This is a genomic window from Kitasatospora sp. NPDC088779 (assembly GCF_040685395.1).
Classification (GTDB): Bacteria; Actinomycetota; Actinomycetes; order Streptomycetales; family Streptomycetaceae; genus Kitasatospora.
Genome location: NZ_JBFBHW010000001.1, coordinates 21,710 through 35,198 on the forward strand (window position 1 = coordinate 21,710; position 13,489 = coordinate 35,198).

The 13,489-nt window shown below is 73.3% G+C and carries 10 protein-coding genes; 7 read left to right on the forward strand and 3 right to left on the reverse strand.

What is annotated here, in order from left to right; all coding sequences use genetic code 11:
* Positions 1 to 18: 18 nt before the first annotated feature.
* Positions 19 to 1,002: a magnesium and cobalt transport protein CorA gene (locus AB0P03_RS00115; RefSeq protein ID WP_363627440.1), complete on the reverse strand. Its 984-nt coding sequence runs from the start codon at positions 1,000 to 1,002 to the stop codon at positions 19 to 21.
* Between the two features lie 196 nt (positions 1,003 to 1,198).
* On the opposite strand from AB0P03_RS00115, the gene AB0P03_RS00120 reads away from it, so the two are divergent.
* The 6 genes from AB0P03_RS00120 (at position 1,199) to mshC (ending at position 7,183) form a co-directional block, all read left to right on the forward strand.
* Positions 1,199 to 1,891, forward strand: coding sequence for an MSMEG_4193 family putative phosphomutase (locus tag AB0P03_RS00120; protein WP_363583928.1), 693 nt, complete (start codon positions 1,199 to 1,201; stop codon positions 1,889 to 1,891).
* A 346-nt stretch (positions 1,892 to 2,237) separates the two neighbouring features.
* Positions 2,238 to 2,813, forward strand: a complete 576-nt coding sequence (locus tag AB0P03_RS00125; RefSeq protein ID WP_350878006.1) for a DUF3090 domain-containing protein — start codon at positions 2,238 to 2,240, stop codon at positions 2,811 to 2,813.
* A gap of 56 nt (positions 2,814 to 2,869) precedes the next feature.
* Positions 2,870 to 3,655: an SCO1664 family protein gene (locus AB0P03_RS00130; protein WP_363583970.1), complete on the forward strand. Its 786-nt coding sequence runs from the start codon at positions 2,870 to 2,872 to the stop codon at positions 3,653 to 3,655.
* A gap of 68 nt (positions 3,656 to 3,723) precedes the next feature.
* Positions 3,724 to 4,653, forward strand: a complete 930-nt coding sequence (locus AB0P03_RS00135; protein ID WP_363618098.1) for an AraC family transcriptional regulator — start codon at positions 3,724 to 3,726, stop codon at positions 4,651 to 4,653.
* 131 nt (positions 4,654 to 4,784) lie between these two features.
* Positions 4,785 to 5,636: a carbohydrate-binding protein gene (locus tag AB0P03_RS00140; protein ID WP_350878004.1), complete on the forward strand. Its 852-nt coding sequence runs from the start codon at positions 4,785 to 4,787 to the stop codon at positions 5,634 to 5,636.
* A 317-nt stretch (positions 5,637 to 5,953) separates the two neighbouring features.
* Entirely contained in the window at positions 5,954 to 7,183 is a 1,230-nt protein-coding gene (gene mshC, locus AB0P03_RS00145) for a cysteine--1-D-myo-inosityl 2-amino-2-deoxy-alpha-D-glucopyranoside ligase (RefSeq protein ID WP_363618102.1), read from the forward strand.
* Positions 7,184 to 7,274: 91 nt separating this feature from the next.
* Here mshC and AB0P03_RS00150 read toward each other — a convergent pair whose 3' ends face one another.
* Both AB0P03_RS00150 and AB0P03_RS00155 read right to left on the reverse strand, forming a co-directional pair.
* Positions 7,275 to 8,225 (reverse strand): PAC2 family protein, encoded by a 951-nt coding sequence (locus AB0P03_RS00150; RefSeq protein ID WP_363583922.1) that lies wholly within the window; start codon positions 8,223 to 8,225, stop codon positions 7,275 to 7,277.
* Between the two features lie 371 nt (positions 8,226 to 8,596).
* Positions 8,597 to 9,688, reverse strand: coding sequence for a hypothetical protein (locus AB0P03_RS00155; protein WP_363627441.1), 1,092 nt, complete (start codon positions 9,686 to 9,688; stop codon positions 8,597 to 8,599).
* A gap of 143 nt (positions 9,689 to 9,831) precedes the next feature.
* Here AB0P03_RS00155 and metH point away from each other — a divergent pair, with 143 nt between their 5' ends.
* A complete protein-coding gene (gene metH / locus AB0P03_RS00160) occupies positions 9,832 to 13,338 on the forward strand; it encodes a methionine synthase (RefSeq protein WP_363627442.1) in 3,507 nt (1,168 codons plus the stop codon).
* Positions 13,339 to 13,489: the final 151 nt, after the last annotated feature.

Sequence of the window (13,489 nt, forward strand, 5' to 3'; positions counted from 1 at the left end):
CGGGGCCGTCGGGCGGCACTACAGCCAGTCGTGCCGCTTGAACACCCGGTGCAGCACTATGCAGACCGCGACCATCAGCGACAGCACCGCCGGGTACCCCCAGGGCTGGTGCAGTTCGGGCATGTCCTCGAAGTTCATCCCGTAGACGCCCGCGATCATCGTCGGCACGGCGGCCAGTGCCGCCCAGGCCGAGATCTTCCGCATGTCGTTGTTCTGCTGCACGCTGACCTGCGCCAGGTTGGCGTTGAGGATGTCGGACAGCAGCCGGTCCATGCCGTCGACCTGGTCGGTCACCCGGGCCAGGTGGTCGGCGACGTCCCGCAGGTAGGGCAGGGTCTCCGGGCGGATGTACGGTTCGCCGCCGCGGGCCAGGCGCAGCGTCGGTTCCAGCAGCGGGCCGGTGGCGCGGCGGACGGTCATCACCTGGCGCTTGTAGCCGTAGATCCGGCCGGCGGTGTCGCGGCCGACCCGGTTGGGGGCGAAGACGTCCGCCTCCAGTTCGTCCAGGTCGGTCTGGAGCCCGGTGGCTACCTCCATGTAGCCGTCGACGATGGTGTCGCACACCGAGTGCAGCACCGAGCTGGGCCCGTAGCGCAGCAGTTCGGGCTGCTTCTCCAGCCGGGCCCGCAGGCCGGAGAGCGGGGCGTCGGCGCCGTGCCGGACGGTCATCACGAAGTCCGCGCCGAGGAAGACCATCACCTCGCCGGTGGTCACCGCGTGGGCACCGGGGTGGTAGCCGAGCGTCTTGAGGGCGACGAACAGGGAGCCCTGGTACGGCTCGATCTTGGGGCGCTGGTGGGCGCTGACGGCGTCCTCGACGGCCAGCGGGTGCAGGGCGAACTCCCTTCCGACGTGGTTGAGTTCCTCGGCGGTGGGCTCGAACAGGCCTATCCAGACGAAGCCGCCGGGCCCGGCGGCGCGGGCGGCGGCGAGCGCGCCGGCGAGGTCGTCGGGGGCCTCGATCCGGTGGCCGTCGTGGTAGCTGGCGCAGTGGACGATCATCGGGCCATTGTGGCCCGGCGAGGGGTGCCCGGGGCGGAGCCGGGCCAGGAGGGCCTCGCGGGCCGGTGCCGGCGGCGGCCCAGGAGGGCCCGTACCTCGCCCGCGCGTTGCGCGCCCGCACCCCGCGCCGGCACCCGACGGCCGCAGCTCGCACCGACACTCCACGCCCGCGCCCGGAGGCCGTAGGCTGAGCCCCATGCCCACCCTGCTGCTCGTCCGCCACGGCCGCTCGACCGCGAACACCGCCGGAATCCTGGCCGGTTGGACGCCCGGCGTGGACCTCGACGACACCGGGCGCGCGCAGGCCGCCGCGCTGGCCGGCCGGCTCGCGGGGATCCCGCTGGTGCAGGCCGTCAGCAGCCCGCTGGAGCGCTGTCGGCAGACCCTGGAGCCGTTGCTGGCGGCCCGGCCCGAGCTGGGCCCGCCCGCCGAGGACGAGCGGCTGGGCGAGTGCCACTACGGCGAGTGGACCGGTCGGCCGCTGGCCGAGCTGGCCAAGGAGCCGCTCTGGCGCACCGTGCAGGACCACGCGGCCGCCGCGGCCTTCCCCGGCGGGGAGTCGTTGCGCGAGCTGAGCCACCGGACGGTCGGTGCGGTCCGGGAGTGGAACGAGAAGGTCGCCGCCGAGCACGGCGCGGACGCGGTCTGGCTCGCCTGCTCGCACGGGGACGTGATCAAGGCGGTGGTGGCCGACGCCCTCGGCCTGCACCTGGACCACTTCCAGCGGATCAGCGTCGAGCCCTGCTCGGTCACCGCGATCCGCTACACCCCGCAGCGGCCCTTCGTCCTGAGGATGGGCGACACCGGCGACCTCGGCTCGCTCGCGCCCAGGCCCGGCGCGGCCCCGGCCGCCCCGGCGGGCGACGCGGTGGTCGGCGGCACCACCTGAGACGGTCGCCCCGCCTGACCCGCCTGACCCGCCTGACCCGCCTGACCCGCCTGGTACGACCCTGGTCCGACCGGCGCCATCCGACCTGACCGGAGCCGCCCGGCCCGGAGCCGCATCACGTGGGCGGGAGCGCCGCCGCACGCCGCTCCGCAGCGGCCGGCGGCACCACCTGAGCTGGCCGGTGCCACTGCGGCTCGGCTCCCCTGCGGGGGCCCGGAGGTCGTAGGGTGACTAACGAGCCCCGCCGCGTGGCGAGCCCGCGCCCGGGCCGCCGTACGGCAGCCCGAGCCATGACGTCCGAACGATCCCTGTGATCCCCACGACCGACACGATCCGGAGCGAGAGCGTGCCCCGTCAGGTCTTCTTCTACGACCAGCCCGAACGGTTCGTGGCCGGCACCGTCGGCCAGCCCGGCGCCCGGGCGTTCTACCTGCAAGCCAGCGCCCGGGGCCGGATCACCAGCGTCCTGCTGGAGAAGACCCAGGTGGCGGCGCTCGCCGAGCGGATCGACGAGGTCCTGGACGAGGCGCTGCGGCGCAGCGGCGGCGACGTCTCCATCCCGGCCGCCGCCCCGCAGGACCTGCTCGACACCGCACCGCTGGACCTGCCGCTGGAGCAGGAGTTCCGGGTCGGCACCATGGCCCTGGCCTGGGACAGCGTGGACGGCTGTCTGGTGGTCGAGGCGCAGGCGCTGATCGAGGTGGAGGAGGACGAGGACGAGGACAGCGCCGCGGCGGTCTTCGAGGACGACGACAACGGTCCGGACATGCTGCGGGTGCGGCTGTCCGGCGCGATGGCCCGGGTGTTCGCCAAGCGGGCGCTGGACCTGGTCTCGGCCGGCCGCAAGCCCTGCCCGTTCTGCAACCTGCCGCTCGACCCGGAGGGCCACCTGTGCCCGCGCGCGAACGGCTACCGGCGCTGAACACCGAGACCCCGCCCCAGGCGGACCCGGCGGCCGCCGCCGCCCTCGCCGCCGACGTGCCCACCGCGCTGGAGCTGCTGCGCGAGGGCGAGTTGACGGTGCACGGGCGCCTCACCGAGGCGTCCAACGCCGCGTTGTACTGCACCGCCACGCACGGTTCGCTGAGCGCGCAGGCCGTCTACAAGCCGGTCGCCGGGGAGCGCCCGCTGTGGGACTTCCCGGACGGCACGCTGGCCGGCCGCGAGGTCGCCGCGTACGAGGTGTCGGCCGCGACCGGCTGGGCGCTGGTGCCGCCGACCGTGCTGCGCGACGGGCCGCACGGGCCCGGGATGGTGCAGCTGTGGGTCGAGCCGGATCCGCAGGCCGAGCCGCTGCTGGCCCTCCAGGACCCGCGCGGCCCGGAGCACGGCTGGCTGCCGATCGTGCGGGCCGAGGTCGGCGGGGGACGCACCGCGCTGCTGGTGCACCACGACGACCAGCGGCTGCGCCGGCTCGCCGTGCTGGACGCGGTGCTCAACAACGCCGACCGCAAGGGCGGCCACCTGATCCCGGCCGCCGACGGCCGGGTCTACGGCATCGACCACGGCGTCACCTTCAACACCGAGGGCAAGCTGCGCACCCTGCTCTGGGGCTGGGCCGGCGAGCCGCTGCCCGCCGAGGCGCTGGAGGTGCTGACCCGGCTCGCCGAGCGCCTGGACGGCGAGCTGGCCGCGCGCCTCGCCCCGCACCTGACCGCCGCCGAACTGGAGGCGACCCGCGCCCGGGTGGCCGGGCTGCGCCGCACCGGCCGGCACCCGCTGCCCTCCGAGGACTGGCCCCCGATCCCCTGGCCGCCGGTCTAGGGCCTGCGGACCGGTTCGGGCCGGCTGATGGTCTGGACCTGTCCGCGAACCGGCAGCACACTGCTCCGATGGACGCGTTACGGACCACCCCCACCCCCCGTACCACGCCGGACCTGCCGCTGCACCGGCTACAGGTCCCGCTGCCGCACCTGCTCCCGTTCGCCATCGGGAGCTTCGACACGATCGGCCCGCTGTCCCGGGCGGGCTTCCCGCACCGGCACTCGTTCTACGAGATCGTCCACGTCACCGGCGGCCGCGGCGCCCACGTCCTGGACCTGGTCCACCGGCCGCTGGCGCCACCGCAGTTGTGCGTGATCACGCCCGGCCAGGTGCACTACTGGTCGGACGCGGACGAACTCACCGGCCAGGTCGTCCTGTTCAACGAGGACTTCCTGCTCCGGAACCCGCAGGACCTCGCCGCGCTGCGCACCCTGGCCACCCGCCCCGCGCTCGGACTCGGCGAACAGGCCGGGCCGGTCGGCGCGTTGCTCGCCGACATGGAACACGAGTACCGCTCCAGGCAGCCCGGCTACCAGGGCGTGCTGCGGGCCAGTCTGCACATCCTGATCGTCCGGGCGCTGCGCGCCGGCCGGCCGGGGGAGCGGCCGTCGCCGCCCGGCCGGCCGACCGAACTGGCCTCCGCCTTCACCCGGTTGATCGCCGGCCCGGGCGGGGTGCGGCACTCGGTGGCGTCCAGTGCGCAGGAACTCGGCGTCTCGCCGGGCCACTTGCAGACCCTGGTCAAGCAGGCCACCGGTCGCACCCCGGGCGGGCTGATCCGGCGCCAGCAGACCCTGGAGGCCAAACGGTTGCTGGCCTGCACGGATCTGACGATTCGTCAGGTTTCGAAGGAGGCGGGCTTCGCCGACCCGGCCTACTTCTGCCGTTTCTTCCGGCGGGAGACCGGGATGACGCCGGGGGAGTTCCGGGCCCGGGTCGACGGAAATCACCACGATCCCCGGATCGCGTCCATCGCGGCGGCCCCGGACTGCCCGTAACTTTGCTGGTGGCCACCGGTGGTCGGTCCGGCGCGCGCGGACGGGCGGCCGGTTCGGCCCTTGTCATGCCCCCACCATGGCAAGGGCCGCCCCCCACATCCACCCCACCCCCCACCCGAAGGAGAGGGCGCATGCCCACGCCCGACGGCATGATCAGCCGCAAGACCGTCCTGAAGGCCGCCGCCGCGCTCGGCGCCGCCCCGCTGCTGGTCGGCGGCGGCGTCGCGCTGGCCCGCGAGCAGGCCGGCACCGGTCGGCCCCCCGGCCTCACCCCCGAGTGCCACGACGGTGACGACCCCACCATCGAGCAGACCGAGGGCCCCTACTTCAAGCCCAACTCCCCACTGCGCAGCTCCATGGTCAACGACGGCCCCGGCACCCGGCTGACCGTCAGCGGCTACGTCTTCGGCCGCGCCTGCCGACCGATCTCCGGCGTCCTGCTGGACTTCTGGCAGGCCGACGACAACGGCGCCTACGACAACACCGGGTTCACCTTCCGCGGCCACCAGTTCACCGACGCGAACGGCGCCTTCAAGCTGGACACGATCGTCCCCGGCCTCTACCCGGGCCGCACCCGGCACCTCCACGTCAAGCTCCAGGCGCCCGGCCGCCCGGTGCTCACCACCCAGCTCTACTTCCCCGGCGAGCCGCGCAACAGCACGGACACCATCTACGACGCCCGGCTGCTGATGAACGTCCGCCAGAACGGCCCGGGCCGTGAGGGCAGCTACGACTTCGTCCTGGACGTGCCGCAGACCCCGGGCACGCCGAGCCCGACCCCCACCGCCACCCCGACCGGAACCCCCACCGGAACGCCCACCGGAACGCCCACGCCGCCGAGCGGCAGTTGGAAGCCCGGGGCCTCGTACAACGCGGGCGACCGCGTCACCTACTCCGGCGCCTCCTACCTCTGCCTCCAGGCGCACACCGCCATGGTGGGCTGGGAGCCGCCGAACGTGCCGGCCCTCTGGCAGCGGTCGTAGCGGCTCCGGCCGCGTCCCCCGGGGTGCCGGGCGCCCGGTCGGCGGCAGGGTCGACCGGGCGCTCAACCGTGTCCGAAAGCCTGCCCGAAGCCTGTTGAAAGCCCGCCCAACGCCCGCCCAACGCCCGCCCAACGCCTGCCCGAAGCCTGCCCGAAGCCCGCCCGACGCCCGCCGCATGCCTGCCGGAAACAACGCCGGTCCCGTCAAGGTCCGTTCCTTATCAGTCGGGAAGCGGTCCGGCAATGACAGGAAGCGAATCCAGTCGATCTTGTGTACTGGTTAGGCTTTCAAATGTTCGCAAGGTTAAAGTCGGTTCCATGCATGCCTGGCCCGCCTCCGAGGTTCCCGCCCTGCCTGGTCAGGGGCTCCCCCTCCGTATCTTCGACACCGCAGCGGGCACGGTCCGTGAGGTCGTGCCGCAGGACGGCACCGCCCGGATCTACGTCTGCGGCATCACCCCCTACGACGCGACCCACATGGGCCACGCCGCCACCTACAACGCCTTCGACCTGGTGCAGCGCGTGTGGAAGGACGCCGGCCACGACGTCCTGTACGTCCAGAACGTCACCGACGTGGACGACCCGCTGCTGGCCCGGGCGGTCGAGACCGGTCAGGACTGGGTGGCCCTCGCCGAGCGCGAGACGGCCCTGTTCCGCGAGGACATGACCGCCCTGCGGCTGCTCCCGCCGGCCCACTACATCGGCGCCGTCGAGTCGATCCCGTGGATCGTCCCGCTGGTCCAGAAGCTGCTCGCCAGCGGCGCCGCCTACCAGGTGGACGGCGACATCTACTTCTCGGTCGACTCCGACCCCCGCTTCGGCCAGGTCTCCGGCCTCGACCGGGAGGCCATGCGCCCGGTCTTCGCCGAGCGCGGCGGAGACCCGGACCGCCCGGGCAAGCGCCACCCGCTGGACGCCCTGCTCTGGCTCGCCGCCCGCCCGGGCGAGCCCGCCTGGGAGACCGAACTCGGCCACGGCCGCCCCGGCTGGCACATCGAGTGCGTCGCCATCGCGCTGCAGTACCTCGGCATGTCCTTCGACATCCAGGGCGGCGGCAGCGACCTCTCCTTCCCGCACCACGAGATGGGCGCCTCGCACGCCCAGGTCGCCACCGGCGCCCACCCGTACGCCAAGGCGTACGTGCACGCCGGCATGGTCGGCCTGGACGGCCACAAGATGTCCAAGTCCCGCGGCAACCTGGTCTTCGTCTCGGCGCTGCGCCGCGAGGGCGTCGACCCGGCGGCGATCCGCCTGGCGCTGCTCTCGCACCACTACCGCGAGGACTGGGAGTGGACCAAGGCGACCCTGGACGAGGCCGTCGAGCGCCTCGCCCGCTGGCGGGCCGCGGTCTCCCGGCCGGACGGCCCGGCCGCCGAGCAGCTGCTCGACGAGGTCCGTACGGCGCTCGCGGACGACCTGGACGCGCCCGCCGCGCTGGCCGCCGTCGACCGCTGGGCCGAGCGGCAGGAGGCCGGGGGCGGCACCGACATGGGTGCGCCCGGCCTGGTCAGCCGCACCGTGGACGCCCTGCTCGGCGTCGCGCTGTAGGACCTGCCTCCTCTCAACACGCCGAAGGGGCGTCCGGACCACGCGTCCTGACGCCCCTTCGGCGTTGTCCGGGGCGGGCCCGGGGCGGCGGCTACTCCTCGTCGCCGTCCTGGCTCTCCCGGGCCGAGCCCGGGGACTCCGGCTCGGCCGGCCGCTCCGCCGTGGCGTGCCCGGCCACCGGCTTCTCGCCGGTCGGCCCGACGTTCTCCCGGCGGCGCAGGTAGCGCTCGAACTCGCGGGCGATCGCGTCGCCGGAGGCCTCCGGCAGCTCCGCGGTGTCCTGCGCCTCCTCCAACTGCTGGACGTACTCGGCCACCTCGCTGTCCTCGGCGGCCAGCTGGTCCACGCCCAGCTGCCAGGCCCTGGCGTCCTCGCCGAGCTCGCCCGGCGGGATGCGCAGGTCCAGCAGGTCCTCCAGCTTGTTGACCAGGGCCAGCGTCGCCTTGGGGTTCGGCGGCTGCGCGACGTAGTGCGGCACGGCCGCCCAGAGTGTCACGGCCGGGACCCCGGCGTGCGTGCAGGCCTCCTGGAGCACCCCGACGATGCCGGTCGGGCCCTCGTAGCGGCTCTCCTCCAGGTCCAGCCGGCGGGCCAGCTCCGGGTCGGAGGTGACCCCGCTGACCGGCACCGGGCGGCTGTGCGGGGTGTCGCCGAGCAGCGCGCCCAGGATCACCACCAGCTCGATGCCGAGCTCGTGCGCGAAGCCGAGCAGCTCGTTGCAGAACGAGCGCCAGCGCATGCTCGGCTCGATGCCGCGCACCAGGACGACGTCCCGGGTGGTCGGCTCGGTCACCCGGATCACCGAGAGCCTGGTGGTCGGCCAGGTGATCCGGCGGATGCCGCCGTCCAGCCAGACCGTGGGCCGGTTGACCTGGAAGTCGTAGTAGTCCTCCGCGTCCAGGGCGGCGATCACCTTGCCGCCCCAGGTGTCGTCCAGATGTGCCAGGGCCGCGGAGGCGGCGTCGCCCGCGTCGTTCCAGCCCTCGAAAGCGCAGACCATCACCGGGTCGATCAACTCGGGAACATCTTCCAGCTCGATCACCCAGCGTCTCCCTCCGGTCGGCGGTCGAACCTGCGCCGCCTCGGCTGGCCTGCCGGGGCGCCGACGGGTCGGCTGCCGACTGTCGAACCTCTCGTCACCCATGGAACGCCTCGCCCCATGGTCCCTACCTGCCCAGCCTACGGGCTTTGATGCGCACCGCGGCCGGGCACCGGGACAGTCTGGGGGAGCGTGCCGCCCCGATCCAGCGGATATCCGGACGGTCCGGGCTGACGGATCGTCAGCTCCTCCGGGGCCGGCGCGGACGGTGTCCGAGCGGCGACGCGGCGCGACGACGCACCCTTCCCGCACGCGCCGTTCCCGCACGCACTCTTTGCCGCGCGCGCCGTTCCCGCACGCGCCGCCGGAACCCCTCAGGCGTCCACCCACCCGCGCCGGTACGCCGCCCAGTGCTCCGGGGTGGCGGCGAAGTCCACGTAGAGCGCGACGCCGAAGTTCCGTCGCCCCGGGTCCTGGCGGCCCAGGCCCAGCCGGACGCCCCGGACGGCGGCCGGCACGGTCTCGGCGTCACCCCGATGGCCGTGCCGGTCGTCCCAGAAGAACGGCAGGCCGATCAGCAGGTCCACCCCGGCCGGGGTGGCCTCCAGCGCCAGTTCGGTCTGCAGGGCGACGTAGCCGCCGAACAGCGGCTCGGTCGGCATGCTGGTGTCGTACGCCATCACGGCGACCTGGTCGACCCGGCGGGCGGTCTCGGTGAAGTACGCCTGGTCCCACCACTTGCCGTGGTCGGTGAGCAGGATCCCGGCGGTGTGCAGGCCGGGCACCGGGTCGAGCTGCGGGGCCGCCACCGAGAGCGCGGCGCCGTGCTCGGCCGTGACCGGGCGGACCTGGTCGAGCAGGGCCAGCCAGCCGGCGCTGCCGGGCCGGATCGGTTCCATGTCGAAGTGCACGCCGTCGAAGCCGAGGTCCAGGACCTGCCGGGCGGAGGCGGCGACCCGGTCCCGGGTGGGGGCGTCCTCCAGGTCCAGGGCGTCCTTCTCCGGCTTGACCTCGTCGCCCAGCCAGCTCTGCACCCGGACGTCCGGCAGCGCCCGGTGCACCGCGTCGGTGAACCAGCGGGCCCGGGGGTGGACGGCGGGCGGCAGCGAGCCGTCGTGTTCCAGCGGGCCGGTGTGCACGTACAGGTCGCGGACGCCGGTGCCGGCCAGCTGCCGCACCAGCGCGGCGACGTCGGCCTCGCCCTTGCGGCCGTCCACCCAGGCGTGGCCGAGCCAGAGCGCGTCCCGGCCGCGGGTGCGGGCCTCGGCGGACGGGTCGCCGGTGTAGTGCAAGCGGATCGCGACGAAGGCCGAGCCGAGCGCGGCCGCCGGCACGGCCGCCGCGAGGCCCAGTGCCAGCAGCGCCCGGCGCCACCGGGACCAGCTCCGCCAGCGCTTGCGCAACGCCCGGAACGGGGCCGCCAGGGCCCCCGTGACGCGTCGCGCGACGGTCGGGAATCGGCCCACGCGGTTGCTCCCCCCTTGCGGTCGAACGCTCAGGATACGGAATGCGACCGCAGGCCGGGGCGCGGGCCGGATACCCTGGCCACGTGCGGGCCCGAGTAAGCGGGCCCGCAAAGCCGACAGCCGTCGCACCAGGGAGAAGCCCCATGGCCACTGCAGCCAATCCGTCCATCACTCAGCAGAGCCGCGCGAACGCGCTGCGTGAAGCGCTCGCCACCCGGGTGGTGGTCGCCGACGGTGCAATGGGCACCATGCTCCAGGCACAGGATCCGACGCTGGAGGACTTCCAGAACCTGGAGGGCTGCAACGAGGTCCTCAACGCCACCCGGCCCGACATCGTGCGCTCCGTCCACGAGGCCTACTTCGGGGTCGGCGTGGACTGCGTCGAGACCAACACCTTCGGCGCCAACTTCTCCGCACTCGGCGAGTACGAGATCGCGGATCGCATCTTCGAGCTGTCCGAGTCGGGCGCCCGGATCGCCCGCGAGGTGGCCGACGCCCACGCCGCCGACGGCCGCACCCGCTGGGTGCTCGGCTCGATCGGCCCCGGCACCAAGCTGCCCACCCTCGGCCACGCGCCGTACGAGACGCTGCGCGACGGCTTCCAGCAGAACGCGGCCGGCCTGATCGCCGGCGGCGCCGACGCGCTGCTGGTCGAGACCAGCCAGGACCTGCTGCAGACCAAGGCCGCCATCCTGGGCTGCAAGCGCGCCCTCGCCGAGGCCGGGCTGGACCTGCCGGTGCTGGTGCAGGTGACCGTGGAGACCACCGGCACCATGCTGCTCGGCTCCGAGATCGGCGCCGCGCTGACGGCCCTGGAGCCGCTCGGCGTCGACTACATCGGCCTCAACTGCGCCACCGGCCCGGCCGAGATGAGCGAGCACCTGCGCTACCTGGCCAAGAACGCGCGGATCGGCCTGTCCTGCATGCCGAACGCGGGCCTGCCGGTGCTCGGCAAGGACGGCGCCCACTACCCGCTCTCCCCGTCCGAACTGGCCGACGCGCACGACGTGTTCACCCGCGAGTACGGCCTCTCGCTGGTCGGCGGCTGCTGCGGCACCACGCCCGAGCACCTGCGCCAGGTGGTCGAGCGGGTGCAGGGCCGGCCGGTCACCCCGCGCACCCCGCAGCCGGAGTCCTCGGCGTCCTCGCTGTACCAGGCGGTGCCGTTCCGCCAGGACACCTCGTACCTGGCGATCGGCGAGCGCACCAACGCCAACGGTTCGAAGAAGTTCCGCGAGGCGATGCTGGCCGGCGACTGGCAGGCCTGCGTGGAGATCGCCCGCGAGCAGATCCGGGACGGCTCCCACCTGCTGGACCTGTGCGTGGACTACGTCGGCCGCGACGGCGTCGCCGACATGAAGGAGATCGCCGGCCGGCTGGCCACCGCCTCCACCCTGCCGATCGTGCTGGACTCCACCGAGCCGCAGGTGCTGCGGGCCGGCCTGGAGGCGCTCGGCGGCCGTGCGGTGCTCAACTCGGTCAACTACGAGGACGGCAACGCCCCGGATTCGCGCTTCGGCCGGATCGCCTCGCTGGCCCGCGAGCACGGCGCCGGCCTGATCGCGCTGACCATCGACGAGGAGGGCCAGGCCCGCACCGCCGGCAAGAAGGTCGAGATCGCCGAGCGGCTGATCGCCGAGCTGACCGCCGACTACGGCGTCGACGAGGGCTCGATCCTGGTGGACTGCCTCACCTTCACCCTGGCCACCGGCCAGGAGGAGTCCCGCCGGGACGGCATCGAGACCATCGAGGCGATCCGCGAGCTCAAGCGCCGCCACCCGGCCGTGCAGACCACGCTGGGCCTGTCCAACATCTCCTTCGGCCTCAACCCGGCCGCCCGGGTGGTGCTGAACTCGGTCTTCCTGCACGAGTGCGTGGAGGCCGGCCTGGACTCGGCGATCGTGCACGCCTCCAAGATCCTGCCGATCTCCCGGATCCCCGAGGACCAGCGCGAGGCCGCCCTCGACCTGGTCTACGACCGCCGCCGGGACGGCTACGACCCGCTCCAGCACCTGCTGGAGCTGTTCGACGGCGTCTCCTCGGCCTCGGTCAAGGCGTCCAAGGCGGAGGAGCTGGCCGCGCTACCGCTGGACGAGCGCCTGCAGCGCCGGATCATCGACGGCGAGCGCAACGGCCTGGAGGCCGACCTGGACGAGGCGCTGGCCGGGCGGCCCGCGCTGGAGATCATCAACGACACCCTGCTGGCCGGCATGAAGGTGGTCGGCGAGCTGTTCGGCTCCGGCCAGATGCAGCTGCCCTTCGTGCTCCAGTCCGCCGAGGTGATGAAGACCGCGGTGGCCCACCTGGAGCCGTACATGGAGAAGTCCGACAGCGAGGGCAAGGGCACCATCGTGCTGGCCACCGTCAAGGGCGACGTCCACGACATCGGCAAGAACCTGGTGGACATCATCCTGTCCAACAACGGCTACAACGTGGTCAACCTGGGCATCAAGCAGCCGGTCTCGGCGATCCTGGACGCCGCGCAGGAGCACAAGGCGGACGTGATCGGGATGTCCGGCCTGCTGGTGAAGTCCACCGTGATCATGAAGGAGAACCTGGAGGAGCTCAACCAGCGCAAGCTGGCCGTGAGTTACCCGGTGATCCTGGGCGGCGCCGCGCTCACCCGGGCCTACGTCGAGCAGGACCTGCACGAGATCTACGAGGGCGAGGTCCGCTACGCCCGGGACGCCTTCGAGGGCCTGCGGCTGATGGACGCGCTGATCGCGGTCAAGCGCGGCGTGCCCGGCGCGAGCCTGCCGGAGCTCAAGCAGCGCCGGCACGCCCGGGTCGAGGTGGTGGAGGAGCCGGAGGTCAACCTCGGCCAGATCCGCTCGGACGTCACCGTCGACAACACCGTGCCGACCCCGCCGTTCTGGGGCGACCGGATCGTCAAGGGCATCCCGTTCGCCGACTACGCCTCCTGGCTGGACGAGGACGCGCTGTTCAAGGGCCAGTGGGGCCTGAAGGCGGCCCGCAGCGGCGAGGGGCCCTCGTACGAGGAGCTGGTGGAGACCGAGGGTCGGCCGCGGCTGCGGATGTGGCTGGACCGGCTGCAGACCGAGGGCTGGCTGGAGGCGGCCGTGGTCTACGGCTACTACCCGGCCAACTCCAAGGGCGACGACCTGATCGTCTTCCACGAGGACGGCACCGAGCGGACCCGCTTCACCTTCCCCCGCCAGCGGCGCGGGCGCCGGCTCTGCCTGGCCGACTTCTTCCGCCCGGAGGAGTCCGGCGTGCGGGACGTGATCGGCCTCCAGGTGGTCACCATGGGCAACCGGATCTCGGAGGCGGCGAACGAGCTGTTCGCCGACAACTCCTACCGCGACTACCTGGAGCTGCACGGCCTGTCGGTGCAACTGGCCGAGGCGCTGGCCGAGTTCTGGCACGCCCGGGTCCGCTACGAGCTGGGCTTCTCCGGCGAGGACCCGCAGGACGTCAAGGACATGTTCGCGCTCAAGTACCGGGGCGCCCGCTTCTCGCTCGGCTACGGGGCCTGCCCGGAGCTGGAGGACCGCGCCAAGATCGCCGAGCTGCTGAAGCCCGAGCGGATCGGCGTGGTGCTCTCCGAGGAGTTCCAGCTGCACCCGGAGCAGTCCACCGACGCGATCGTCATCCACCACCCGGAGGCGAAGTACTTCAACGCCCGGTAACCCCGGCGCCTCGTTCCGTTCGCTCTTTTCGGGCGAACCGGGCGTATCCTGGATGATCCTGAACGGGCCGGTCCGCTCACCAGCGGGCCGGCCCGCGCCATCCCCGGGGGGCGCTCGAACGCACCCGGGGGTACCGACGGAAGGACTCCCG